We start from the raw sequence: 25,814 nt of genomic DNA, 5'->3' as shown, positions 1-25,814 counted from the left end.
CTAGCGAGCTGGAGTGGCTCTAGGTCAAGAGGGAATCGCTTTTTGTGCTGACTGGCCTTGTCGCGAAAATCCCGATTGAAGCGACAGGTTTGCGACTGAATTTTACGGCGTCGCAAAAACGAACATTCCGCGACAGTTGAGCAATCGGGCTCAGTGATCCATGGCCTTGACGATCTCCTCGGTCATCTTCTTGGCGTCGCCGAGCAGCATCATGGTGCCGTCCTTGTAGAACAGCGTGTTGTCGATGCCGGCATAGCCTGAGCCAAGCGAGCGCTTGACGAACAGGCAGGTGCGCGCCTTGTCGACATCGAGGATCGGCATGCCGAAGATGGGCGACGACTTGTCGTCGCGCGCGGACGGGTTGGTGACGTCGTTGGCGCCTATGACATAGGCGACGTCGGCCTGCGCGAATTCGGAGTTGATGTCCTCGAGCTCGAACACTTCGTCGTAAGGCACGTTGGCCTCCGCCAAGAGCACGTTCATGTGGCCGGGCATGCGGCCCGCGACCGGGTGGATGGCGTATTTGACGTCGACGCCATTGGCCTTGAGCTTGTCCGCCATCTCGCGCAGCGCATGCTGCGCCTGGGCGACCGCCATGCCGTAGCCGGGCACGATGATGACCTTCTGCGCGTTCATCATCAGATAGGCGGCATCGTCGGCCGAGCCCTGCTTGACCGTACGCTCGATGCCGTCATCGGCGGCGGCCGCCGTCTCCCCGCCGAAACCGCCGAGGATGACGGAGATGAAGGAGCGGTTCATGCCCTTGCACATGATGTAGGACAGGATGGCGCCCGACGAGCCGACCAGCGCGCCGGTGATGATCAGCGCCAGATTGCCGAGCGTGAAGCCAAGGGCGGCGGCTGCCCAGCCGGAATAGGAGTTGAGCATCGACACGACGACCGGCATGTCGGCGCCGCCGATCGGGATGATCAAGAGGATGCCGAGCACCAGCGACGCCGCCACGATCAGCCAGAAGATGAGTTTCGACTCGCTGGTGACCAGCAGCACGATCAGTACGATCAGCGCGATGCCAAGGGCGGCGTTGATGAAGTGGCGGCCGCCGATCATGATTGGCTTGCCCGACATGCGGCCGTCGAGCTTCAAAAAGGCGATGACCGAGCCGGTGAAGGTGATGGCGCCAATGGCGACGCCAAGGCTCATCTCGATGAGGGCCTGGGCATGGATGTCGCCCGCCGTGCCGATGCCAAAGCTTTCCGGCGCATAGATGGCGGCGGCGGCCACCATGACGGCGGCAAGGCCGACGAGGCTGTGGAAGGCGGCGACCAGCTGCGGCATTGAGGTCATGGCGATGCGCCGCGCGGTGACCGCCCCGACGCCGCCGCCAATGGCAAGGCCAAGCACGATCAGGCCGAAGCGACCGGCCGATGGGGTGGCCAGCGCAAGCGTGGTGGCGATGGCAATGCCCATACCGATCATGCCGTACATGTTGCCCTGGCGGCTGGTGGTCGGATGCGACAGGCCGCGCAGCGCCAGGATGAAAAGGATGCCGGAGACCAGATAGAGGAAGGAGGCGAAGTTGGCGTTCATGGCGCTCTACTTGTCCTTCTTCTTGTACATGGCCAGCATGCGCTGGGTGACGAGGAAGCCGCCGAAGATGTTGACCGAGACCAGCATCAGCGCGACGAAACCGAAGCCGGCGGCAATGCCGGAGGCCGCGATGCCGACGGCAAGCAGCGCGCCGACGACGATGACCGAGGAGATGGCGTTGGTGACGGCCATCAGCGGCGTGTGCAGAGCCGGCGTCACCGACCAGACGACATAGTAGCCGACGAAGATCGCCAGCACGAAAATGGCGAAGCGGAAGACGAACGGGTCGATGGCGCCGCCGGACAGCGCGTGCGCCGCGTCACCGGCCGCATCAGCGCTGCCGGGCGCATTGGCCAGGTTCTGCACCGCGAGCCGGACGGCAGCACTTGCCTGGTCGAGCTGGTCGAGGGCTTTCTGCAAGGTCTGGTCCATCACGCGATCCCCTTCGGCTTGGCAGCGGACTTGCCCGTGGCGGCTTTTTTGTCGGCGGTCTTTTTCGGCGCGGCTTTCTTCACCGACGCATCGGCAACCATCGTCGTCGCCGGGATCGCTGCCGGTTCGACATGCGGATCCACCGTCGCTTTAGCGAAGGCCGGATGCACCACCTTGCCACCGTCGGTCAGCATGGTTGCCTTGACCAGCTCGTCGTCGCGCTTGATGGCAAGCGTCTTCGTCGCCTTGTCGACCAGCGTCTCCAGGAAGGCAAAGAGGTTCCTGGCATAGAGCAGCGAAGCGGAGGCCGCGACGCGGCCCGGCACGTTGAGATGGCCGACGATCTTGACCCCATTGGCGGTGGTGACGACCTTGCCTGAGACAGCGCCCTCGACATTGCCGCCGCGCTCGACCGCGAGGTCGACGATCACCGAACCCGGCTTCATCGAGGCGACCATCGCCGCCGACACCAGCTTCGGCGCCGGGCGGCCCGGGATCAGCGCCGTGGTGATGACGATATCCTGCTTGGCGATGTGCTCGGCGGTCAGCGCCGCCTGCTTGGCCTGGTATTCCTTCGACATTTCCTTGGCGTAGCCGCCAGCGGTCTCGGCCGCCTTGAACTCCTCGTCCTCGACCGCCAGGAACTTTGCGCCGAGCGACTGCACCTGTTCCTTCACCGCCGGCCGCACGTCGGTGGCGGTGACGACCGCGCCAAGCCGTCTTGCCGTCGCGATCGCCTGCAGGCCGGCGACGCCGACGCCCATGATGAAGGCCTTCGCCGCCGGGACCGTACCGGCCGCCGTCATCATCATCGGCAACGCCCGGTCATATTCGGCGGCAGCGTCGATCACCGCCTGGTAGCCGGCGAGGTTGGCCTGCGAGGACAACACATCCATCGACTGGGCGCGGGTGATGCGTGGCATGAATTCCATCGAGAAGGCGGTGACACCAGCCCTGGCCAGCGCAGCGACGGCGGAATCGTTGCCGTAGGGATCCATGATGGCGATGACGGCGGCGCCGGACTTGTAGCCCTTCAGCTCGGCATCCGTGGGGCAGCGCACCTTCAGCACCACATCGGCCTTGGCTGCGTCGCCGACCTTGCCGATCGCAGCACCCGCCTTGGCGAACTCTTCGTCGGGTATGCGTGAGGCGGTGCCGGCACCGCTTTCGACAATGATGTCCAAGCCGAGGCTCGCCAGCCGCTTCACCGTATCGGGCGAGGCAGCAACGCGCGGCTCGTTCGCATCGAGCTCACGAGGGATGAAAACCGTCTGTCCCACCGCATGATCCTTTCGGCTGGAACCTGTTTGCGCAAAACGCCGGCCGGGTTGCCGGCGACGTCAAGGCAGGGGGTTTTGGAAAAATCTACCGGAGAATGAAGGCGCCGACGGCGAGGATCAGAACGAACAGGATGGTCGCCGAGAAAAAGCCGCCTGCAAAGAAGCCGAAAGCCATTGCCAAAAGCACGGCGGCGCAAAACAGCGACCCATATTTGGCGAGCATGACAAAGCCGGCATAGGTGCGGTCGTGCTCGGCATAGTCCATCTTCGCGCCCAGTTCGACAGGACCGGTCGGCGTGTGATCAGCCATAGGAATACCCCTTCGAAGACATCTTTCAGGCACATAGCGAAAAGCCGGGCCGAGGGCAATGGCGCTATTGCCGCATCGCCGGCGACAACAACCTCAAAGGAAAATTGAAGCCGCTGACGAAAGATCTTCCGCGACGGCCTGATGTCTCAACCGGCGAGATGCGGAAACAGGCCGAGCAGACCGACGACGATCAGATAGAGGGCGACGATATAGTTCAACAGCCGCGGCATGATCAGGATCAGCACGCCGGCGATCAGGGAAATCAGCGGGGTAAGCGCGAGCGTGGAGATGGTCATGTCGGTTCCTTTCGATAGGACGCCGCCGAAGCGGCCTGCAGCTTTACCGATGCCGCCTGTCAGAACGCCGAGGCGGTCGGAACGCTCCACGGCCATGCTGCAAAACGCCAGTTTCAGGCAGCTTCGCGATAATATTTGGCGGTGGGCAGGATGGTCAGCGGTGCGAGCTCACCGGCACTGGGCGCCTCGAACAGCATACGCTGCTCCATCGGCGTTGAACGGAAGAACGGGAAACGGGAGAAGGACCGCTCGCGGATGGCGCTGACGTTGGCGCGGTAGAGTACGACCTTGTAATTCAAGCCCGGATAGTCGCGCAACTCGCCAAGCTGCTCGGAACAGTAAATGCGCCGGTAGAAGCCGGCATGCTCCGGGCGGATGGTGGAGAGGCAATAGGGCGCATCGAAGTAAAAGCAGGCCATGCCGGCGAGTCGCAACGTCAGATAGGGAATCTGCGGATAGACCCTCGACCAGTCCGGATCGGCGGCGAAGCGGCTGGGATCGACGAAATGCGCGCCCGCCGCCAGCATAGGGCGCAATATGTCGCCATAGACCGTGGTGGACGGTGACTGCGGCGTGGCGCTGCAGGCATGGTGAATGCGCAGCGTGCTGACCAGAACACCGTCGATATAGATTCCGAACTTGGAGCAATTGGCCGCTTCGTCGAGCTCGTCATGCACAATATGGTCGGGATTTTCCTGGACCATATCGCTCAGACGATAGGATTTGTAGCGCAGGCGGTAGATGTCCTCGAGATCTTCGCCCTTGTCGCAGCGGCGGTACTCCGTCCGCTCCAGCATCGCCGAGACATTCCTGGCAAAGCTGGACATGGTGTCGGACGCACCACTCGCGTCCGCGCCCGCCGCCTGGCGAGGCGAAGTCAACTCAATACTCATGAACTCAATCCCCGCAAACTGCCGCCGCGATCGACATTACGGCAGGGTCCTGAGATGTAAAGATGAAAATAAGATGGAGATCATTTACCAGTCGTTAAGGTTAACAATTGGTAAAATTATACTAAAATACGAGATTTTTCGGCGAAAATCAGCGACGCGTCGCCTTCCTGGCCGTCTTGATGTCCTTGGCGAAGGGCCAGACCGTGCTCGACATTGTCTCGATGCCGGAGGCGCTGAGCGCCGAACCGAACAGGAAGCCCTGGACCAGGTCCGGCTTGACCTGCAAGGCCAGGATCTTGAGCTGTTCGAAGGTTTCGACGCCCTCGACGGTCACCGAAAGCCCCAGCGGCCGCGACAGATTGACGATGCCCTTGAGCAGTTCGAGCGAACGGCTGTTCTGGGTGACGTCCATCAGGAACGAGCGATCGATCTTGATCTTGTCGAGCGGCAGTTTGTGGAGATAGCTCAGGCTCGAATAGCCGGTGCCGAAATCGTCGAGCGCGATGCGCACGCCAAGCCGCTTCAATTCCTCGATATATTGACGCGTCAGCGACTTGTCGTCGAGCAGCGCCGTCTCGGTGACCTCGATCTCCAGGCGGCCGGCGGCCAAACCAGAACTGGCCAACGCATCGCGAACCTTCTGGATGACGTCACGGCTGCGGAAGTCCTTGGCCGAGAGATTGACCGAGACACTGGTCTGGGTCGGCCATTTGGTGCATTCGGTGCACGCCGCATTGAGGACGAAGGTGCTGATCTCGGAAATGATGCCCATTTCTTCCGCCAGCGGAATGAAGATGCTGGGCGAGATCGGCCCGAGATCAGGGTGGTCCCAGCGGCACAGCGCCTCGCAACTGGCGATGCGCATCGTGCTCATCGCCACAATCGGCTGATAGACCACCCGCAACCCCTTGCTTTCCACTGCGCTGCGCAGGTCCGCCTTCATCAGCTGACGATTGCGGAAGGCGGCATCCATCGATGCCTCGAACAGCCGCCAGCTGTTCTTGCCAAGTTCCTTGGCCTTGTAGAGGGCGAGATCCGCCTTGACGATCATGGCGTCGACATCGGTGTCCTTTACCCGCGACAACACCGCGCCACCGCTGGCCTGGATGCGCAATCCGTGCCCGGCGACATCGACCTCGCCCTGCAGGTCGACGAAGATCTCGTCGAGCTGGCCGATCAGATGGCTTTCGTCCTCGACACGGTCGAAGAAGATCATGAACTCGTCGCCGCCGAAACGGCTGACGGTGATGCCCGGTCCCGCCACCGCCGCCAGCCGCTCCGCGACGGCATAGATCAACCCATCGCCGATCGGATGGCCAAGCGTATCGTTGACGCTCTTGAAGTCATCAAGGTCGAGCACGGCGAGCCCGCACAGACGGTCGTGGTCGCCGGACGCCATGGCCTCTCCGACCAGTTCGTGGAAATAGGCGCGATTGGGCAGGCCAGTCAGGTTGTCGTAACGCGCCATGAAGCGGATCTTGTCTTCCGCCTCGACGCGGGCCGTCACATCCTCGAAAGTGATGACGCCCAGTTCCTGGCTGCCTTCGCGCGCCGAAAACTCGTAGTGCTGGCCGTTCGCGAGCGAGACGAGAACCTTGCGGTCGCGGCCCTCGCGCAGGGCGCGCGTAAGCTGGGCTTCGATGTAGCGGCAGTCTTTCGGCGCCAGCATGCCGCCGGCAACGCCGCGCATCAGCAGACCGTGAATCGAGCGTCCGAGCAGCGCGTCGGCAGACTTGAGCGACATCAGATGCGCGGCTTCCGCATTGGCCACCGCCACACGACCGTCGGGACCGAGCATGACAAGGCCATGCGACATGGTGTTCAGCGCCCGATTGAAGCGCTGGGCGATGCGGTTAGCCTTCTTTTCCTCCGACAGAGCGGTAAAGAGGACTTCGCGGACGACATCGGCGAACCGTTTGATCGCGAACAGGAAGGGAGCCGACATCAGACCGAGTATGACGTGGTAGACATCGCCACGCAGGATAAAGCCCAACGAGATGGGCCAGGTCATAGCCACGATGAAGATCATGACCATCCTCGGCGAGCCATAGTTGCGGCCGGCAATCGACGTGGCGGACGCCAGCGTCACGCAGACCGCTGCGATCTCGGCGAAATTGTCATGTGCGAGATAGATGCCGACGAAACAGAAGGCGGCCAGCATGAAACCATGCATGGAGCCGTAGAGAATGTAGTCATTCTCGCGGCGGTGCGCTTCCTCCCAAGTCTTGGGCGGCGGGGCGTGGCGGTATTTCCTGATGTTGCGCAGGCGCAGGAAGGCGACGGTAAGCAATCCGACGGCCACGGCGATGTAGGTCGGATCCCTTGTCTTCCAGTAGACCAGCACAACCAGCAAGGTCTGGGCGAAGAATCCGATCGAAAGCGTCAGCCCGTCGCGAAACAGAGTTTCCACGAACGGGATGTAGACGTCGACCGGGATCTCGTTTTTTCGTCTCAGATTCACGCCTGAATCCCAACCCTGGGGAGCCAAGCAGTGTCACATTCGCCTTAAGAAAGGTTTAGAGAGGCCGTTTCAGCGGCCGCCGCCAGTCCCTTGACCCTAGGGAAAGCACGGAAACTATCGATCAGGTAAACAAGCCGTATCGATCACTCCGCGGCCTGGAGTTCCGGCCGCACCGGGGCCTTTGCCAGACGTTCGAGCAGCCTCAGGCGCTCGCCCGCGGCCTTTTCGGCACTGGCTTGCCTGACATGGCCATAGCCGCGAATGAGCGCCGGCACGGAGGCAAGCGCTGTCGCGGCTTCGATCTTGCCAGGCGCAAGCGCTGCGGTGATCAAGTCCAGATCGGCCTCATACTGGGCAAGAAGCTGCCGCTCCATACGCCTCTCGGCGCTGTAGCCGAAGAGATCAAGGGTGGTGCCGCGCAGGCCTTTCATCGCTGCCAGCACGCGAAAACCCTTCATCATCCAAGGACCAAAGCTCGATTTCCGCGGCTTGCCGTCATTGCCGCGCCTGCCCATGATCGGGGGCGCGAGATGAAATTCGAGCTTCTCATAGCTCTGGAACTGCTTTGACAGTTCCGCGGCGAAGGAGCCGTCGGTATAGAGCCGCGCCACCTCGTACTCGTCCTTGATCGCCATCAGCTTGAACAGGTTCCGCGCGGCGGCTTCGGTCACATCGGTGGAACTGGGCACGGCCCTGGCCTCGGCCTGGCGCAACGCAGCCAGTCTGCCGGCATAACGCTTGCCATAGGCGGCGTTCTGATAGGCGGTGAGGAAAGCAACGCGGCGGGCAATGATGTCATCCAGCGTGCCTGCAATCGCGGCCGTCTGTGTGGCCTTGCCAGGTTGAGCAATGAGGCGGCGGACGAAATCCGGCTGATGGGCAGCACGACGGCCCCAGCGGAACGCGGCGATGTTCATCGCCACTGCCTCGCCGTTAAGCTCGATCGCCTTTTCGACGGCTTCGGCCGACAGCGGTAAACCGCCGTGCTGGAAGGCGAAGCCGAGCATGAACATGTTGGCGCCAAGCGAACTGCCGAATAGCGCGGCGGCGGCGCGGGTAGCGTCGAAAAAATGCGCCTTGTCGTCACCGGCGGCCGTGCGGATCGCCTTTTTCAGCCGTTCGACAGGTAGCGAGAAGTCGGCCGAGCGGGTGAACTCGCCAGGCATGATCTCGGCGGTGTTGGCAAGGAAGATGGTGTGACCCTCGCGCACCGCGGCGAGCACCTTCTGGGCGCCCGATACGACGAGGTCGCAGCCGAGCACGAGGTCGGCCTTCCCCGCCGAAACGCGGATCGCGTGGATATCGTCCGGGCTGCGGGCGATGCGGACATGGGTGAACACCGAGCCGCCCTTCTGGGCAAGACCGGCCATGTCGATCATGCCGCAGCCCTTGTCCTCGAGATGAGCGGCCATGCCGAGCACCGCGCCGATGGTGACGACGCCGGTACCGCCGACGCCGTCGATGATCGCCGCCCAGCCTTGCTCGCCAAGCGGGAATTCGGCCGGTGTAGGGACGCCGTCGAGCGGATCGGCCGTGCCGGCAATGCCTTCGGCCTTCCTGATCCTGGCGCCATGCACGGTGACGAAGGACGGGCAAAAGCCGTTGACGCAGGAGAAATCCTTGTTGCAGCTTGACTGGTCGATCCTGCGCTTGCGGCCGAATTCGGTCTCGACCGGCTGGATCGAAACGCAATTCGACTGCACGCCGCAATCGCCGCAGCCCTCGCAGACCAGTTCGTTGATGAAGACGCGCTTGTCGGGATCGGGAAACGTGCCGCGCTTGCGGCGGCGGCGCTTTTCGGCGGCGCAGGTCTGGTCGTAAAGCAGCACCGATATGCCCTTGACCGTCCGCAAATCGCGCTGGACGAGGTCGAGGTCGTCGCGGTGATGGATGGTGGCGCCGGCGGGGAATTCGACCTTGCCGGCATATTTGCCCGGCTCGTCGGTGACGATGGCGATGCGCTCGACGCCCTCGGCCCGCACTTGCCTGGCGATCATGTCCACGGTCAGGCCGCCTTCATGCGGCTGGCCGCCGGTCATGGCGACGGCGTCGTTGTAGAGGATCTTGTAGGTGATGTTGGCGTCGGTCGACAGCGCGAAACGGATCGCCAGCGCGCCGGAGTGATTGTAGGTGCCGTCGCCGAGATTCTGGAAGATGTGGTCGCGCTTCGAGAACGGCGCCTGACCGACCCATTGCGCGCCCTCGCCGCCCATGGCGGTGAAGCCGACGGTGTTGCGGTCCATCCATAACGCCATGAAATGGCAGCCGATGCCAGCGGCGGCGAGCGAGCCGTCCGGCACCTTGGTCGAGGAATTGTGCGGACAGCCGGAGCAGAAAAAGGGCGTGCGCGAGGCGATATCCTTGGTGTCGGCAAGCATCGCCTGGAACTGGCGCAATTTCGCCACCCGCGCGGCGATCTCCTCGGACGGACCGATGGCGCGCAGGATGCGTTCGCCGAGCGCAATGGCGATATCGTTGGGATCGAGCGCACCCTTGGCCGGGAACAGCCAGTCGCCGCGCTCGTCCCTCTTGCCGACAATGACCGGCTGCATGGCGGTGCCGTAGAGGTTCTCGCGCAGTTGCAGCTCGATCAGCGAGCGCTTCTCCTCGACGACGATGATGGTGTCGAGGCCGCGGGCAAAGTCGGCGATGTGCTTGAGGTCGAGCGGCCACGGGCAACCGACCTTGAACAGCCTCACACCGATGCGGTTGGCGGCGGCCTCGTCGACGCCGATGTCTTCCAGCGCCTGGCGAACATCGAGATAGCTCTTGCCGATGGTGACGATGCCAAGCTTCGGATTGCGGCCGCCTGAATAGACGATCCGGTTCAGCCCGTTGGCCTGGATGAAGGCGGAAGCGGCGGAGCGCTTGTATTCGTGCAGCCGCTCCTCCTGGCCGAGCATGTCGATCTCGTTGCGGATGTTGAGGCCGCCAGGCGGCATGTCGAAATCTGGGACGACAACGTTCAATCGGTCGAGGGAGGCATCGACCGAGGCCGTCGATTCGATATTGTCCTTGACGCATTTGATCGCCGCCCAGGTGCCGGCGAAACGCGACATGGCAAAGCCGTAGAGCCCGTAGTCGATGATCTCCTGGACGCCGGCCGGATTGAGGATCGGCACCATCGTGTCGACGAACAGGAATTCGGTGGCGTGCGCATTGGTCGAAGATTCGGCCATGTGGTCGTCGCCCATCAGGGCAAGTACGCCGCCGTGTTTCGACGAGCCGGCAAGGTTGGCATGGCGAAACACGTCGCCGGAGCGGTCGACGCCCGGTCCCTTGCCGTACCAGACCGAAAAGACGCCGTCATGCGTGCCTTCGCCCAGCAATTCGGCCTGCTGCGAGCCCCAGCAGGCGGTGGCGGCGAGTTCCTCGTTGAGGCCTGGCTGGAAGACGATGTCCGATCCGGCGAGCTGCGTCCTCGCTTTCCAGAGCTGCATGTCGAGGCCGCCCAGCGGCGAGCCGCGATAGCCGGAAACGAAGCCGGCGGTGTTCAGGCCAGTCCGGCGGTCGCGCTCGCGCTGCATCAAAAGCATGCGGATGACCGCCTGCGCGCCGGAAAGGAAGATGCGCTCCTTTCCGAGATCGAACTTGTCGTCGAGCGCAACTTCAAGCAGCGTCATCAGGCATTTCCTCTGCGAAGACCGCAGCTACAGGCGCGGCCAACGTCGGAGCTGGATGGTGCAGTGTTTCTTCCCTTGCCGGGCAGGTCAAACAAAATCGAAGCTACCAGGCAACGCGCAACGAACAATCCTGTTCGCGCCCGATGCTATAAGAAACGACATGCGGTTTGCCCAGCCGGCGCACGAAAATTCCAGCTTGGCCTGAACTGGCGAAGCGGCGTCAGATGCCCTTCGAGCAATCCGGCTTCGGCTCGTTCGGCAATTTGCCGCCGGGATGGCCGGCAAGGTCGGGATTGGCCGTATAAAGCTGGTCGATGACCAGCGGCCGATCTGGCAGGATCGACTGGTCCTCCGTCGACATCAATGTGGTGTCGATCTTCTGCAGAACTGCGCCATCGGAGCCCTTGATGCTGATGGCAATCGCATAGGGCTTGTTCTTGATAACGCAGGTCAGCGCCGGGCTCTCCAGGGTCACCTTGTCGAGCTTCGGCCAAACCTTCTGCTCAACTACCAATGGCGCGCCGCCGGCGGGATCCTGGAAGCTGGCGACCGCGACCTGGCCGTCCCCCATCGGCTGCAGGGGCCGCAGCGTCACGACATAGGTCGCCCTGGCGAGACGGTAGTTGAAGACGAACAGCTTGCCGGAAATCTCGAACAGCTTGCCTTCACCGTCCTTGCCGGTGTCGCGGCAGGCGCCGAGCGCAACAGCCGCAATCAGCGTGGCCGCCAGCAGGATCGAGCGATTTCTAGACATTGTTGACCTCATTGGCCACCGTCCGGCGGCGACGGTAATGGCGGCTCGCCTTCTGACGGTTGCCGCACACCGCCATGTCGCACCAAAGGCGGCTGGAATTGCGGCTTCTGTCGACAAACAGCCAGGTGCAATTGGGGCAGATCCTCAGCCTTGCGATGGTGTCGCCCTGCAGCAGCGACAGCGCCGAAACCGCCAGCGCCGCCTCGAAGGCGATCGGCGTCGCCGGATCGCCGAACGGCTTTCCCGCCGCACCGATTTCAGTCCGGCTGCCGGCCAGGCCATCAGCGCAGGCCCCCAGGAAGGCGGGCAGGTCGGCGGTGGTGACCGCACCCTTCGACACAGCGCCACGAAACAGCCGGTCGGTAGCCTCGCGGATCGACAATACGAGCGGCGCGATCTTGTCCGGCACCGGTGCTTCCAACCGCCTGCCGCCAAGCTCGGCGGCACGAAAGCCGCTTGCCGCGTCGGCGAAACGAGCGATCTCGCCCGGATCTTTAAACCGGTCGAAGGTTTTCTGAGGCTCGCCACGCAGCACGACAGTGTTGGCCGTATCGAGCGCAAGCAAGCCGCCAGTGAAGCGATGCGGGGTCCAGGAAACCGACATGAGCACAATTTCTAACCGATAAATCGCATTTGACAAGTTAGATTCTACGATGCAAACCTTCCTTGGACGCGGATCATCGCAGTCCATCTGTTGTTGTGCATGTCGTCGCCTAAAAACCGCTTGGCACTTTGGGCGACATGCTCTGGGATGCCGCATGCTGTATTTCTTCCAGCAGGTCCTGAATGGGCTGCATTCAGGCGCGCTCTATGCGCTGCTCGCCTTCGGCTATGTCTTGACCAATGGCATCCTGCACCGCACGAACCTCGCCTATGGCGGGCTGTTCGCCTTTTGCGGGCAGATGATGATCCTCACCGCGGCCTTCGGCTATCAAGTGCTGTGGCTGACCCTGTCCGCGGCGGTCGCCCTCGGCATTGTCGCTGCCTTCCTCTATGCGGCGCTGATCAGCCATGTCCTGTCGCGCAGCATCTTCGAGCCGCTGGCCGACCGCACGCCCAACGCTATCGTGGTGACGACGCTGGGCATATTGCTGCTCCTGTCTGAGGCGAGCCGCATCGCCGCCAATACCCACGATCTGTGGCTGCCGCCGATGCTGGCCCAGCCGATCGTCTTTGCGCAGAACGCCGGCTTCAAGGCGACGCTGACGCTCATCCAGTTGCTCGATTGCGCGGTCGTCGTGGCAACCGTCGCACTTGCCACCTTTGCCTTCGCGCGCTCAAGCTTCGGCCGGCGCTGGCGGGCCGTGTCCGACGATCCCAGGGCCGCGGCCATGTGCGGCGTCGACGTGCGCGCGGTGTTCCGGCAGGCGGTGCTTGCCGGCGGCTTTTGCGCGGCGCTGGCCGGCATAATGGCCGGCCTCTATTACGGCAATATCAGCTTCGGATCCGGACTGGTCTACGGGCTGAAGATCCTGTTCGTGACAGCGGTCGGCGGCTATCTCTCGCCGCCACGGGCGGCACTGGGTGCCGCCGCCTTCGGCATGGCCGAATCATTGTGGGCCGGCTATTTCCCGGTCGAGTGGCGCGACGCCTGGATGTATCTGTTCCTCGTCGCCATGCTGGTGCTGATCGGCGCCGGCCGCGACCAGAGCAAGATTGCCTGAACCGCTTCCGATAGACTTTGGTTGCATAACGTTCCGTCAGCCGGCCGTTTTCGCCCACCCTCGCCTCACAAGATTGTTTACCCGGCCCGCTCCGTGTTGACCCGCCGTGCCACGCACGGCATACCGTTGGGCCACAGCGACGCGCCGGAAACAAGAGGGAATCGGCGCGCCGCTGACATAAGGGAGGAAATGCATGGCAGGGCTGCTCGCTCTATCCAGAACCATTGATCGTGTGAACGAATTCATCGGCAGATGGGTGTCGTGGCTGATCCTGCTGGCAATCCTGGTCAGCGCCGGCAATGCCATTATCCGCAAGATGTTCGACATGTCGTCGAACGCCTGGCTGGAACTGCAATGGTATTTGTTCGGCGCCGCTTTCATGCTCGCCGCCGCCTACACGCTGAAGCAGAACGACCATATCCGCATCGACATCGTCTACGGCATGTTCCCGCGCCGTGTGCAGCACTGGATCGATCTTCTCGGTCACCTCTTCTTCCTGATGCCGTTCGTGACCTTGATGGTGATCTATTTCGTCCCCTATGTGTCGCTGTCCTTCCGCAGCGGCGAAATGTCGAACAATTCCGGCGGGCTGATCATCTGGCCGGCCAAGGCCATCCTGCTGGTCGGCTTTTTCCTGCTGGCGCTCCAGGGTATCTCCGAGATCATCAAGAAGATCGCCATCATGCGCGGCGACATGGACGATCCCAACCCGTTCATATCCGTGCATGAGCAGGCCGAACTCGAAGCCAAGGCGCTCGCCGACGAAGCGAAGGCGCTCGCCGAGGAGGTGCGCTCGTGATCGAGTTCATCGCCCAGAACATGGCGCCGATCATGTTCGCCTCGCTGATCATCTTCCTGCTGATCGGCTATCCCGTCGCCTTCTCACTCGCCGCCAACGGCCTGCTGTTCTTCTTCATCGGCGTGCTGGTGTCACCCTATTCGGGCGGTTCGATCAATCTCGCCTGGCCGCTGCTGCACGCGCTGCCGGACAATTTCTACGGCAGCCGGGTGATGTCGAACGACACGCTGCTGGCAATCCCGTTCTTCACCTTCATGGGCATCGTGCTGGAACGCTCCGGCATGGCCGAGGACTTGCTCGACACGATTGGCCAATTGTTCGGACCGATCCGCGGCGGTCTCGCCTATGCCGTGATCTTCGTCGGCGCGCTGCTTGCCGCCACGACCGGCGTGGTGGCGGCCTCGGTCATCGCCATGGGGCTGATCTCGCTGCCGATCATGCTGCGCTACGGCTACGACCGGCGGCTGGCATCCGGCGTCATTGCCGCATCGGGCACGCTCGCCCAGATCATCCCACCGTCGCTGGTGCTGATCGTGCTCGCCGACCAGCTCGGCCGCTCCGTCGGCGACATGTATGCGGGCGCCCTGATCCCCGGTCTCGTGCTGACCGGCCTTTACATGCTCTACATCCTGATCATGTCGATCGTCCGGCCGAAGTCGATGCCGGCGCTGCCATTGGAGGCCCGCACGCTCGGCCATGGCGTGCTGTCATTGCTGGCGGCGCTGCTGGTCACAGTCGCGATCTCCTACGCGGCCTACCGCTATCTGGCGCCGACGCATGGCGACAATGCCGACATCCTCGGCGCCAGCGCCGGCGTGATCCTGATCTATATCGTGGCGATCGCTGACCAGCGGCTGAACATCAACATGATGTCGAGACTGGCACAGCAGGTGATCATCGTGCTGATCCCGCCGCTGGCGCTGATCTTCCTGGTGCTGGGCACGATCTTCCTCGGCATCGCCACCCCGACCGAAGGCGGCGCCATGGGCGCCGTCGGCGCCCTGGCGATGGCGGCTGTGAAGGGACGGCTGTCGCTCGACGTGATCAAGCAGGCGCTGGCCTCGACAACCAGGCTGTCGTCCTTCGTGCTGTTCATTCTGATCGGCGCGCGCGTGTTCTCGCTGACCTTCTACGGCGTCAACGGCCACATCTGGGTCGAGCACCTCCTGACGTCACTGCCGGGAGGCGAAGTCGGCTTCCTGATCGGCGTCAACATCCTCGTGTTTCTGCTTGCCTTCTTTCTCGACTTCTTCGAACTCGCCTTCATCATCGTGCCACTGCTGGCGCCGGCCGCCGACAAGCTCGGCATCGACCTGATCTGGTTCGGCGTGCTGCTCGGCGTCAACATGCAGACCTCCTTCATGCATCCGCCTTTCGGCTTCGCGCTGTTCTACCTGCGCTCGGTCGCCGCACGCGTGCCCTATCTCGACCGCCTCACCGGCAAGCAGATCGCGCCGGTGACCACCGGCCAGATCTACTGGGGCGCGGTGCCCTTCGTCTGTATCCAGGTCATCATGATCGGACTGACCATCGCCTTCCCGCAAATGGTGATGCACTACAAGGGCACGTCAGTCGATCCGGGCACGATCGATTACCAGGTGCCGGAAGTGCCCGGCCTCGGTCTGTCACCGCCCGGGGCGCCGCCTCCGGCCAATGGCGGCACGGCCCCGACCGCGCCGGCACCGGACTTGTCGCAGCCGCCGAATTTCGGCGACGCGCCACCGGCCAAGCCGGCGGCGCCGGCGCCGGATCTGTCACAACCGCCGAGTTTCAATTGATGCCGACGGCGACAAAGCCATGAGAGCGGTGCGGCTGGAAGCGGTTGGGAGCATTGCGCTGCGCGAGGTCGCCAAGCCCACCCCCGGACCGGACGATCTCCTGGTGCGGATCGAGGCGTGCGGCGTCTGCGGCACTGACCGTCACCTTTTCCACGGCGAATTTCCCTGCACACCACCGGTGACGCCTGGTCACGAATTCTCCGGCATCGTCGAGGCGGTGGGCGGGGCTGTGTCGGGCTTCTCCGTCGGCGACCGCGTCACCGGCGATCCCAACATCGCTTGCGGGCGCTGCCTGCATTGTCGCGCCGGCCGGGTCAATCTGTGCAGCAATCTGAGCGCCATCGGCATCCATCGTGATGGCGGCTTCGCCGACTATGTCGTGCTGCCGCAGAAGCAGGCTTTCCTGCTGCCCGGCGACCTCAAACCCACGCATGGCGCGTTCTGCGAACCGCTTGGCTGCTGCCTGCATGGCGTCGATCTGGCCGAGATCAAGCCGGGCGCCTCGGTTGTCGTGCTGGGCGGTGGTGTGATCGGCCTGCTCACCGTACAGTTGGCGAAGCTCGCCGGGGCAAGGACCATCATCCTATCGACACGCCAGGCCTCGCGGCGCGCGCTTGCCGAGGAATTGGGAGCGACGGCGACGGTCGATCCGGGCGCAGGCGATGTCATCGAAGCGGTCGCCGGTCCGTCGGGCCTGATGCCCGGCGGCGTCGACGTGGTGTTCGAATGCGCCGGCGTGCGCGACACTGTCGAGCAATCCATGCGGCTGGCCAGGGCCGGCGGCACCGTCATCATCGTCGGCGTGACGCCGCAAGGCATGAGAGCGGCTTTCGAGCCCTTCGACCTTCTGTTCCGTGAGCTGAAGGTCCTCGGCTCCTTCCTCAATCCCTTCACCCACGGCCGCGCGGCTAAGCTCATCGCCACGGGCGCGATCGAGATCGACCGGCTGATCTCGAGGCAGGTGCCGCTTGAGGAGGCTGCGGCCGTGATCGCAAACCCACCCGCGCCGGGTGAGGTCAAGGTGCTGGTGGTGCCACGCTAGAGCGGCGGACTCAAATTGAATCGTACCGCCGCTCTATCTCTTTGTTTGAGCATCGGATTTCCCCCAAAACCGCTTCGCACTTTTGGGTCCGATGCTCTAGGCAAGATCGGGGCGTCACCTGTTCGAACGAACACATGGCGCCCCGAGCAAGGGTCAGAGCTTGCCGTTGCGCTGCTGGACCATCATGAAGGTGTCGTAATTGTATTCGGCCACCTGAGCCCAGAGATAGTGCTCCTTGCGGAACGCTTTGATCGAGTCCCAGATCTTCTTGAACGGCGCGTTCGTGGCCTCCATCTCGGCATAGACCTCGTTCGCCTTCTCGAAGCAAGCCGCCATGATGTCCTGGCTGAACGGACGCAGCTTGGCGCCGCCGGCCACCAGTCGCTTCACCGCCGCTGGATTGAGAGAATCATATTTCTGCAGCATGTTGGCGTCGGCCGCCTGCGCTGCGGTGTGCACCAGCGACTTGTAGGCCGGCGAAAGCTCTTCGTATTTCGCCTTGTTGAACATCAGATGGACCGTCGGTCCGCCTTCCCACCAGCCGGGATAGTAGTAATAGGGCGCGACCTTGTAGAAGCCGAGCTTCTCGTCGTCATAGGGACCGACCCATTCGGCGGCGTCGATCGTGCCCTTTTCCAGAGCGGGGTAGATGTCGCCGCCGGCGATCTGCTGCGGCACGACGCCGAGCTTCTGCACCACTTTGCCGGCAAACCCGCCGATGCGCATCTTGAGGCCGGAAAGGTCAGCAACGGTGTTGATCTCCTTGCGGAACCAGCCACCCATCTGCACACCGGTGTTGCCGCCAGGCAGGCCGAAAAGCCCTTGCGTGGCGAGAAACTCGTTGAACAGGTCGATGCCGCCGCCATGATAATGCCAGGCATTGATGCCGCGCGCGTTAAGGGAGAACGGCACTGCGGCTCCCAGGGCCCATGTCGGGTCCTTGCCCCAGTAATAATATGCCACCGTGTGGCAGGCCTCGACGGTACCGGCCGTGGTGGCGTCGGCGGCCTGCAGGCCGGGCACGAGTTCACCAGCGGCGAAGACTTGCACGGTGAAATTGCCGTCAGTCGCTTCCGACAGCATCTTGGAAAAGACTTCGGCGCCGCCATAGATCGTATCGAGCGATTTCGGGAAGGAAGACGCCAGACGCCACGTCACCTTCGGATTGGACTGGGCGATTGCCGGCGCGGCAAGCGCTGCGGTAGCGGCCGCGGCACCGACGCCGGTTACGCCGGCCTTGCGGATGAATGATCGACGATCCATGCACTTCCTCCCTTTTTGGATCAACAGACCGACATTCGGGAAATCCTCATCGCCCCGGCCGGCTTGGCCGAAACAATACACGGGCAAGGAGTCGAGTCCAGCACGGCAGCGGCATTTGGCGGCGGCATTTGCGGGAAATTCATGGCCTTAGCGCAGATCCTGCAACTATAGTCTAACGCACCGCATCGGCCCGAAAATCGGAATCGATTTTCGGAAAGCACGATGCGTAACTTCAAAAGCGTTAGAGCGTACTTTGTGCGTCCAATTGGACGCACGTCACTCTAATGCCGTGGCCCATGCGACGCGGCGAAACTTGCCATGGCAAAGCGCCTCGGGATCGCCTATTTTGCAGGCAGAATGGTTTTTCGAAGCAGATGAAACCCGGATCAAAAATGCAGCAGCCGCTCGTCGCCATCTCAACCGACGTTCGCCAGTTCGACAACTACACCTGGCATGCCGCCCCGCAGCAATATCTGGAGGCGGCGCTTTCGGGAGCCGGCGTGTTCCCGGTGCTGGTGCCGTCCTTCGGCGACCGGCTCGATTTCGACGAGTTGCTGTCCTCGGTCGACGGCGTCATGGTGACCGGCTCGAAATCCAATGTGCATCCCTCACTCTATGGCGGCGACGCCAGCGAGGCCAACGGTCCCTACGATCCGGCCCGCGACGCCACCACGCTGCCGTTGATCCGCAGGGCGATCGAGCGCGGCGTGCCGCTGCTCGCCATCTGCCGCGGTATACAGGAGATGAATGTGGCGCTGGGCGGCACGCTGGGCACCGAGATTCATGAGCGGGAGGGATCGCTCGACCACCGCGCGCCGGTGAGTGACAATCAGGACGAGCGCTTCGCCATCCACCAGACCATTTCAATCAAGCCTGGAACCTGCCTCGCTGGCGTGTTCGGCACTGGCGACATCAAGGTCAATTCATTGCACCGCCAGGGGATCGACCGGCTCGGTCCGAAACTGCAGGTCGAGGCGGTCGCCGCCGACGGTACAGTCGAGGCGGTTTCGGTTCGCGACGCCCGCGCGTTCGCGGTCGGCGTCCAGTGGCACCCCGAATACTGGGTCAAGTCGGACGACGTCTCGGCCAAGATATTCCGCGCCTTCGGCGACGCGGTGCGCCTGCATGCAGCGGCGAAAGCCGGCGCAAGGGCCGCGGCTGAGTAAATAATCCAATTGCCCGAAATCAGGGATCGGCAGCTGCCAGCGACAGCAGCGGCAAGGCCGGAGCGTAGGATTCGTAGCCATCGCCGTCGGCGACCGAGAACGTGACGATCGGATCGATGCCATCCGCACTGAAGGCAACGGTGCCGTCATCCTGCTCTCGCCAGAATTTTGCGCGCTCGATGCCGGGTAAAATCCGGCGGCAATTGGCGGCGACCGTCAACAACGACAGGCCATACGAAATTTCGGCGCCGCGCTTGACCGCACAAGACGCTTCGTCCCCATTGGCCACCAACCTGTAGTTGCCGGAGGATGGCGCTGGCACATTGGCTGCACGGCCCTCACCGCCACTGTCGTAAAACAACCGAACGCCGCCCAACAGCGCGGCCGCCGTAATCAACGCAGGAAGCGTTTTCATCTATCCGCACCCATGCACTTGGTGATGGATGCACAATCATTTCAAAGCGTTAAGCTGGCGTTAATAGGTGTGGCAGCCCTTGTTCAGCGCCGTGCTCTGACCTTTTCGGTCTCCGGCACGGGGGTGAGCGCCCGTCCCTCCGAGAACCAGGAAACCAGATTGTCGACACACAGATCCGCCATGCCGCGGCGGGTGTGCTCGGATGCCGAACCGACATGCGGCAAAAGCGACGTGTTGGGAGCGTCGAGCAGTGGCTGAGGCACGTTCGGTTCGTCGGCGAAGACATCGAGCCCGGCGGCGGCAATGGTTTTGTTGGCGAGTGCCGCGGCAAGTGCTGCCTCGTCCACCGTACTGCCGCGGCCGATATTGACGAAGACGCCGTTCGGGCCGAGCGCCGCAAGGATTTCGGCATTGACCGCCTTTTCGGTCGACGCGCCGCCTGGCGCCACCGAGATCAGCGTGTCGACCGCGCTGGCCAGACCTTTCAACGTCGGGTGGTAGTCATAAGACAAGCCTTCAACCCGGCGCCGGTTGTGATAGGCGATCGACGATAGGCCGAACGCCTCCAGCCGCCGGGCAATGGCCAGGCCGATACGGCCCATGCCGAAAATGCCAACCGCGCGGCCGCGCAAGGTCAGCCGGCTTAAGGGATAGTTGCCCTTACGCACCCAGTTGCCGTCGCGCAGCCAGGTCTCGGCGCGCGGCAGTTCGCGGATGGTGTTGATCAACAGTCCGATCGCCGTGTCGGCGACCTCCTCTGTCAGCACGTCGGGCGTGTTGGTGACCATGATGCCGCTCTGCGCCGCATGGCGGGCATCGACCGAATCGTAGCCGACGCCGAAATTTGCGATGATCTCAAGGTTTGGCAGCGCGTCGATGAAGGCAGCGTTGATGCCGCCGAACGAGGCGATGCCACGCACCGTCCGGCGCATATCATCGGTGACCAAGGATGGATCGGCGCGCTCGACCCTGACTGGCTGGAACGTCCGGTCGATGCGGCCGATCGCATGGTCGTTGAACTGGCCCGGCACCAGAATGGCGACGGGCAGCGATTGTTCGGCTTTTGTCATGCACGCTCCACCGGCTTGCCGGTCGACTGGCGCACATGCAGTTCCGGCTTGATCAGTTCCTGCGACGGCCGCACCGTCTGTCCGTTGAGCTTGTCGAGCAGCGCGCTGGCGGCGCGCCGGCCAACCTCGCGCTGGCCGTTCCAGACTGTGGTCAACGCCGGTGTCGCGATTGCCGCCTCCTCGAGATCGTCATAACCGGTGACCGAGATGTCGACACCCGGCACCAGCCCGGCCCGCGCTATGCCGTTCATCAGGCCGATGGCGACAAGATCATTCCAGCAGCAGGCAGCGGTTGGCTTGTCTTTTAGCGCCAAAAACTGTCCTGCTGCCTCGAAACCTGCCTGCTTGGTGCGCGGGCCGGCGATGCGCCAGGACGGCCTGACCTCGAGCCCGGCAGCCTCCATGGCGTTGACATAGCCCTGGTAGCGGTCGCGGCCGGTCGAGGTCTGGTCGGTGCCGCCGATCATGGCGATGCGCTTGTGGCCGAGCGAAATCAGATGGTTGGTGGCAAGCCCGGTGCCATAGGCATCGTCGCCGCGAAATACCGGCACGTCGGCGCCCTCGACGGTGCGCGCGATCAACACCGCTGGCAGGCCGTTTTCCTCGGCCATGATGATGTCTTCGGGCGGCGTGCCGATGGCCGGCGACATGATGACGCCGTCGGCACCGAGTTGCAGAAGCGTGTCGATGAAGGTGCGCTGCTTTTCGAGCTGGTCGTAATGGTTCGACAGGATGAAGGTCTGCCGGCTGCGGTCGAGCTCGCTTTCGATCGAGCGCAGTATCTCGGCGAAGAAGGGGTTCATGATGTCGTGGACGACGACGCCGACGATGCCCGAGCGCGAGGTGCGCAGGCTGGCGGCGCGGCGGTTGTAGATATAGCCGATGGCGCGGGCGTGTTCCTTGATGCGGTCGCGCGTGGCGCCTGCGACCAGCGGGCTGTCGCGCAGCGCCAGCGAAACCGTCGCCGTGGACACGCCCAGCGCATCCGCGATCGTCGAAAGCTTGATCTTCTGTGCCAGCCCTTCGCTCCCCGATCGTTTTTTTAAACTGTTTAAAAACGGCCTTATGCCATCGATCGAGAGCAAATCAAAGTTTTTTCGCCAGTGTTTCCGCCTCCGCGTCCAGTGCCGCATGATTGCGCAGGCGAAGCCGGTGTTCGCGATGGACGATATAGAGGCCACTGGCGACGATGACGGCGGCGCCAATCAGCGTCCAGCGGTCGGGAAACTGGCTGAAGACGAGCCAGCCGGAAATGATCATCCAGATCATCTGCGAATAGGGATAGGGGGCGAGCGCCGTGGTGGTCGCAAGCCGGTAGGCCTGCACCAGGAGCCAGTGGCCGATGCCACCGAAGACGCCCAGCATCAGCAGGATGAACCAATGCCAGCCGTCATGGGGCAGGGAAAATGAGAATGGCAGCAGGGGCAAAAGCACGACGGCCGGCCCCAGCGCCGAAAACAGGATGAGGCTCTCCGCGGTTTCCGTCGCCGCCAGGCGACGCGTCATGATGACGTAGAGGCAATTCGACAGTATCGAGCAAATGGCGAATACATGCCCGATGCCGAAGGCGCCGACGCCGGGACGGGTGATGATGAGAACTCCGACAAAGCCCGTCAGGATCGCCAGCCAGCGGCGCCAGCCTGCCCATTCGCCAAGCAGGGGGCCGGCGAGTGCGGTGATTATCATCGGCCCGAAGAAATAGATCGACGTGGTTTCCGCAAGCTGCAAGGTCTGCAGGGCGAGAACGTTGAAAATAGTCGATCCGAACAGGAACAGACCGCGCGCAACCTGCGCCTGCAAGTTGACGGGACGAAAGCGCACCGGCTCGCGCCATCCACGCAGAAAGATACCGACAAGCAGGACATGGACGGCAAAGCGAGTCCAGGCGACGATCAGCGCCGAGACCCCGGCAAGGACAAGATATTTGCTGCTGGTGTCGAGGAAGGTGAAGAATACATAGACCGAAAGCATGCAGAGGATCGCCGCCGGAGGCGTCGCGCTTTCGTCTTGTTTTGGGGGAGGACTCAATTTCAGGCCGGGTACTGAGATAGAGGCCTACCTTTGCGGGAATTGGGACCTGCCGGCAAGCCAATTGTCGCTTGATGCCGAGCCAAAGGGAACTGGTACAATAATAGCCGCCAACAGGCTTAGTTATTGTGCTGCAAGCTGTTACTGCGGATCAGGCACAGGGCTAGGCGTGCATGCGGGCGCCCTTGGTGATCTTGTCGACCAGCTTCTTGTCGGCGCGCAGCGCGATGCCGACGACCTTGGCGTCGTCAGGCGCGAATTTCGCAAAGACGGCGCGGTTCGCTGTGTCGTGGCCGGTCGAGAACATCTCCTGGACATAGAGTGACGTCATCACGCCGCGCTCAAGCGCGCGCCGATGGATCGCACCAAGCGTCGGTTGGTCGGCCGACAGCACGATGACCGGCTGGATCGAGAGCGGGTTGTAGATATTGCCGGCGCGGTCCCGGTAGGGCTCACCGATGATGTCGGGAAATTGTGCGACGATGCCGCTGGTCAGGAAGGCAGTGACATTGAGCTTCTGCCAGACGGGAAGGTCATCCCCCAGCACGATTGCAAATTTTGTATCGAACATGAGACAGTCACCAGAACATGATTGAAGCGATGCCACACGATCTAGGCCAGCAGGCCCGCCAGGGTCTTGAACGTTTGTGCGCCAACGCAGCCGACGATTGCATCGTCTCGGCGCCCGGAGCTGCCGGCATGGAGCGCATAGAGGCACGATTCCACGGCAGCGCCTTCGATCTCCACCGCCACGACACCTATGCAATCGGGGTGACGCTCTCTGGCGTGCAGCGCTTCCGCTATCGCGGTGCGATGCGGCACAGTCTGCCTGGCCAGGTCATCGTGCTCCATCCCGACGAATTGCACGATGGCGGCGCCGGCACCGAGGATGGTTTGCGCTACCGGATGCTCTATCTCGAGCCGTCGCTGATGCTGGACTGCCTTGGCGGCGCGTCACTGCCTTTCGTCAGGGATGCCGTGGTGAGCGACCGCGCTTTCTGCACGACGCTGCTGTCGGCACTGGCACCGCTGGACCGGGAACTGGACGAGCTGTTTGTCGTCGATTTCATGGCGCAGCTCACTCAATGCCTTCGCCGGCACGCCGGCCAGCCGGCTAAGCCGATGGCAAAAACGGCCTGGCGTGCCGCCAGCCTGGCGCGCGACTATCTGGAGGAGAATGCCGGACGCACGGTACGCTCCGAGGAGCTGGAGGCGATCACCGGGCTCGACCGCTATAGGCTGTCGCGGCACTTCCGCGCTACTTTCTCGACCAGCCCGCACCGTTTCCTGCTCATGCGGCGGCTGCAACGGGCGCGCCGGATGATCGAGGCAAACGAGCCGCTGGCGGAGATCGCGGTCGCCGCCGGTTTCAGCGACCAGAGCCATTTCATCAGGCATTTCAAGAAGGCGTTCGGCGTTACGCCGGGACGTTGGTCGGCGCTGATCCGCCGGAGCTAATGCATGTCGCCCAAAAGTGTAGGCAGCCAGTCGTTGATCAGTCGTCGAGGTCGGTGTCGTCGTCGAGGAGCACTATGTCCTCATTGGAAAGATTGGCCTCGATGCGGGCGAGCAATTTGAACAGCGCCTTCTGGTCCTTCTTGTCGAGGCCCTTCAGCGCCTGCTTTTCGGTCTTTTTCACCGATTTCTCGATGGCGTGAATGATTTCGCGACCGGTGTCGGTCAGGAAGATATGCGCCTGACGGGCATCGTTTACCGAAGCGCGCTTTTCGAGGAAGCCCTGCGCCTGCAGCCGGTTGATGGTCTTGGTGATGGTCGGCGGGCGCACGCCAAGGCGGCCGGCTAGATTGCCTGGCGTCTGGCCGTCCTCGCGATCGAGCGCCAGCATGATCTGGTCCTGGCCGGCATAGAAGCCGTGCGCCAGGAGTCGCGCGGCAAGTGCCGTTCGCGCCAGCCGTGCCGCCGAATGCAGCCGGCTCATTGTCGCAGTCTTGTCCGCCTTGGCCATGGTCATCCCTCTTGGGCCGAACCGGTGCGAGCAGCATAGAAGCTGCTGGCCGGCTGGCAATCGACGATCAAAAAAATCCGGCGCCGAGAAACAGCTTTGCCGGCAAGCATTGCGATGTCCGCCGTGGTGATGCCAGATGTTTATTTCAGTTAGATGACAAAGGACTTTGGCGGCCCGGGAGACTTTGCCGCGCGGCGACACACACCCCGAAACCGGCCGCTCAACCTGCCTTCACAGCGACGACCAACAGGGCTTGGTAGGAGGCGTCCGCCACCTCGCGCAGCGCCGCTTGCGACAGCGGTCCGGCCCGGCGCGCGATGCCGTCCCGAACATTCGGCGTGTCGCGCTTGCCGGGGCGATCATTGTAGGGCGCGATCCTGGCAAAGATGTCGTTGCTCAGGCTATCGGGGAAAAACATCTGACCGGTCATCACCGACTTGTCGTCGGGGAAGACCTTGAAGTGGATGTGGGTGGTGCGGCCGCGATACCAGCCGGGATAGATTGTAGCGAAGGAGACGATGCCGCTCTCGTCGGTCTTTTGCCAGCCGCGCAGAAAACTCTGACCAGAAGTGTCGATATCCTGGCCGTCGCCTTGCCCGGGATAACCGGAATAATGCCCTTGCGCATCACAATGCCAGATGTCGACGCGCGCGCCGGCAAGCGCCCGACAGGCAGCATTGACGACCTGCAGTCGCACATTGAGGCCAATGCCCTTTTTGCCCTCAGTGATATGGGTGCGTTCGAGCTTCGGGTCGAAATAGAACGGACCCTCGGTCACTTCCGGCGTGAGGGTGCAGACACCGGCGCCTGCGTCGAACAGGGCGAGACCGGCATAAGGCGAAGCTGGCGCGGCCGTGGCTGCGGCCGGCAGGAAGGCGCCGCCGCCGGCGGTCACGGCGATGAGGCCGAGCGCCTGACGCCTGCTCAAGGGCATTTTGGGTGGCTTGTCGGACATCTGGCCCCTCTCGCACCAGCCTCTTTGGCCCAGTGGTTTGCCGCGTGCAAAAGCCCGGCGCACACCCTATA

General features: G+C 63.0%; 24 protein-coding genes. 6 read left to right on the top strand and 18 right to left on the bottom strand.

Annotation, left to right across the window (positions count from 1 at the left end; translation table 11 throughout):
* Positions 1-150 precede the first annotated feature (150 nt).
* The 10 genes from OHD62_RS03505 to OHD62_RS03460 form a co-directional block, all read right to left on the bottom strand.
* On the bottom strand, positions 151-1,548 hold the full coding sequence (locus OHD62_RS03505; protein WP_263780983.1) for an NAD(P)(+) transhydrogenase (Re/Si-specific) subunit beta: 1,398 nt from the start codon (positions 1,546-1,548) through the stop codon (positions 151-153).
* A 6-nt stretch (positions 1,549-1,554) separates the two neighbouring features.
* Positions 1,555-1,980, bottom strand: coding sequence for an NAD(P) transhydrogenase subunit alpha (locus OHD62_RS03500; protein WP_412177340.1), 426 nt, complete (start codon positions 1,978-1,980; stop codon positions 1,555-1,557).
* Positions 1,980-3,260 carry a Re/Si-specific NAD(P)(+) transhydrogenase subunit alpha gene (locus OHD62_RS03495; protein ID WP_263780980.1) on the bottom strand — a complete coding sequence of 427 codons (1,281 nt, stop codon included), beginning with the start codon at positions 3,258-3,260 and terminating at the stop codon, positions 1,980-1,982. Before OHD62_RS03495 ends, OHD62_RS03500 begins: the two co-directional genes overlap by 1 nt.
* Positions 3,261-3,345: 85 nt before the next feature.
* On the bottom strand, positions 3,346-3,570 hold the full coding sequence (locus OHD62_RS03490) for an aa3-type cytochrome c oxidase subunit IV (protein WP_263780978.1): 225 nt from the start codon (positions 3,568-3,570) through the stop codon (positions 3,346-3,348).
* A gap of 146 nt (positions 3,571-3,716) precedes the next feature.
* Positions 3,717-3,866: a DUF3096 domain-containing protein gene (locus OHD62_RS03485; RefSeq protein WP_097574483.1), complete on the bottom strand. Its 150-nt coding sequence runs from the start codon at positions 3,864-3,866 to the stop codon at positions 3,717-3,719.
* Between the two features lie 113 nt (positions 3,867-3,979).
* Positions 3,980-4,759: an N-acyl amino acid synthase FeeM domain-containing protein gene (locus tag OHD62_RS03480; RefSeq protein ID WP_263780976.1), complete on the bottom strand. Its 780-nt coding sequence runs from the start codon at positions 4,757-4,759 to the stop codon at positions 3,980-3,982.
* 148 nt (positions 4,760-4,907) lie between these two features.
* Positions 4,908-7,220, bottom strand: coding sequence for a putative bifunctional diguanylate cyclase/phosphodiesterase (locus tag OHD62_RS03475; RefSeq protein ID WP_263780975.1), 2,313 nt, complete (start codon positions 7,218-7,220; stop codon positions 4,908-4,910).
* Positions 7,221-7,363: 143 nt separating this feature from the next.
* Positions 7,364-10,843, bottom strand: coding sequence for an indolepyruvate ferredoxin oxidoreductase family protein (locus OHD62_RS03470; RefSeq protein ID WP_263780974.1), 3,480 nt, complete (start codon positions 10,841-10,843; stop codon positions 7,364-7,366).
* Between the two features lie 220 nt (positions 10,844-11,063).
* Positions 11,064-11,609: a hypothetical protein gene (locus OHD62_RS03465; protein ID WP_263780972.1), complete on the bottom strand. Its 546-nt coding sequence runs from the start codon at positions 11,607-11,609 to the stop codon at positions 11,064-11,066.
* On the bottom strand, positions 11,590-12,201 hold the full coding sequence (locus OHD62_RS03460) for a CGNR zinc finger domain-containing protein (RefSeq protein WP_263780971.1): 612 nt from the start codon (positions 12,199-12,201) through the stop codon (positions 11,590-11,592). The genes OHD62_RS03465 and OHD62_RS03460 overlap by 20 nt, the downstream gene beginning before the upstream one ends.
* 154 nt (positions 12,202-12,355) lie before the next feature.
* Between OHD62_RS03460 and OHD62_RS03455 the strand changes: the two genes are divergently transcribed.
* The 4 genes from OHD62_RS03455 (at position 12,356) to OHD62_RS03440 (ending at position 16,880) form a co-directional block, all read left to right on the top strand.
* Positions 12,356-13,261, top strand: coding sequence for a branched-chain amino acid ABC transporter permease (locus tag OHD62_RS03455; protein ID WP_263780970.1), 906 nt, complete (start codon positions 12,356-12,358; stop codon positions 13,259-13,261).
* A 193-nt stretch (positions 13,262-13,454) separates the two neighbouring features.
* On the top strand, positions 13,455-14,060 hold the full coding sequence (locus OHD62_RS03450; RefSeq protein ID WP_263780968.1) for a TRAP transporter small permease subunit: 606 nt from the start codon (positions 13,455-13,457) through the stop codon (positions 14,058-14,060).
* On the top strand, positions 14,057-15,838 hold the full coding sequence (locus tag OHD62_RS03445) for a TRAP transporter large permease (RefSeq protein WP_263780966.1): 1,782 nt from the start codon (positions 14,057-14,059) through the stop codon (positions 15,836-15,838). The genes OHD62_RS03450 and OHD62_RS03445 overlap by 4 nt, the downstream gene beginning before the upstream one ends.
* A 19-nt stretch (positions 15,839-15,857) precedes the next feature.
* Positions 15,858-16,880 (top strand): zinc-dependent alcohol dehydrogenase family protein, encoded by a 1,023-nt coding sequence (locus tag OHD62_RS03440; protein WP_263780965.1) that lies wholly within the window; start codon positions 15,858-15,860, stop codon positions 16,878-16,880.
* A gap of 153 nt (positions 16,881-17,033) precedes the next feature.
* Here OHD62_RS03440 and OHD62_RS03435 read toward each other — a convergent pair whose 3' ends face one another.
* Entirely contained in the window at positions 17,034-18,143 is a 1,110-nt protein-coding gene (locus OHD62_RS03435; RefSeq protein ID WP_263780964.1) for a TRAP transporter substrate-binding protein, read from the bottom strand.
* Positions 18,144-18,535: 392 nt separating this feature from the next.
* Here OHD62_RS03435 and OHD62_RS03430 point away from each other — a divergent pair, with 392 nt between their 5' ends.
* Positions 18,536-19,309, top strand: a complete 774-nt coding sequence (locus OHD62_RS03430; protein WP_263780962.1) for a gamma-glutamyl-gamma-aminobutyrate hydrolase family protein — start codon at positions 18,536-18,538, stop codon at positions 19,307-19,309.
* Positions 19,310-19,328: 19 nt separating this feature from the next.
* Here the strand turns inward: OHD62_RS03430 and OHD62_RS03425 are convergent, their stop codons facing one another.
* The 5 genes from OHD62_RS03425 to OHD62_RS03405 all read right to left on the bottom strand — a co-directional run bounded on the left by OHD62_RS03425 (position 19,329) and on the right by OHD62_RS03405 (position 23,393).
* Positions 19,329-19,724 (bottom strand): hypothetical protein, encoded by a 396-nt coding sequence (locus tag OHD62_RS03425; RefSeq protein ID WP_263780960.1) that lies wholly within the window; start codon positions 19,722-19,724, stop codon positions 19,329-19,331.
* An 83-nt stretch (positions 19,725-19,807) separates the two neighbouring features.
* Positions 19,808-20,794, bottom strand: a complete 987-nt coding sequence (locus OHD62_RS03420; protein WP_263780959.1) for a 2-hydroxyacid dehydrogenase — start codon at positions 20,792-20,794, stop codon at positions 19,808-19,810.
* On the bottom strand, positions 20,791-21,813 hold the full coding sequence (locus tag OHD62_RS03415) for a LacI family DNA-binding transcriptional regulator (protein WP_263782285.1): 1,023 nt from the start codon (positions 21,811-21,813) through the stop codon (positions 20,791-20,793). The genes OHD62_RS03420 and OHD62_RS03415 overlap by 4 nt, the downstream gene beginning before the upstream one ends.
* Positions 21,814-21,880: 67 nt before the next feature.
* The gene (locus tag OHD62_RS03410) at positions 21,881-22,765 is read right to left on the bottom strand and encodes a DMT family transporter (protein WP_263780958.1); all 885 of its coding nucleotides are present in this window, start codon (positions 22,763-22,765) and stop codon (positions 21,881-21,883) included.
* A gap of 220 nt (positions 22,766-22,985) precedes the next feature.
* Complete coding sequence (locus OHD62_RS03405) at positions 22,986-23,393, bottom strand: DUF2000 family protein (protein ID WP_263780957.1); 408 nt, start codon at positions 23,391-23,393, stop codon at positions 22,986-22,988.
* 29 nt (positions 23,394-23,422) lie between these two features.
* Between OHD62_RS03405 and OHD62_RS03400 the strand changes: the two genes are divergently transcribed.
* Entirely contained in the window at positions 23,423-24,280 is an 858-nt protein-coding gene (locus tag OHD62_RS03400) for an AraC family transcriptional regulator (protein ID WP_263780956.1), read from the top strand.
* Between the two features lie 37 nt (positions 24,281-24,317).
* On the opposite strand, the gene OHD62_RS03395 is transcribed toward OHD62_RS03400, so the two are convergent.
* Entirely contained in the window at positions 24,318-24,788 is a 471-nt protein-coding gene (locus OHD62_RS03395) for a MarR family winged helix-turn-helix transcriptional regulator (RefSeq protein WP_263780955.1), read from the bottom strand.
* 220 nt (positions 24,789-25,008) lie between these two features.
* The gene (locus OHD62_RS03390; protein ID WP_263780954.1) at positions 25,009-25,743 is read right to left on the bottom strand and encodes an intradiol ring-cleavage dioxygenase; all 735 of its coding nucleotides are present in this window, start codon (positions 25,741-25,743) and stop codon (positions 25,009-25,011) included.
* Positions 25,744-25,814: the final 71 nt, after the last annotated feature.

The sequence above is a fragment of the Mesorhizobium sp. YC-39 genome (genome assembly GCF_025753795.1).
Classification (GTDB): domain Bacteria; phylum Pseudomonadota; class Alphaproteobacteria; order Rhizobiales; family Rhizobiaceae; genus Mesorhizobium.
The sequence above is the reverse complement of the archived record's forward strand: the minus strand, read 5'-3'. Positions and strand labels throughout refer to the sequence as shown.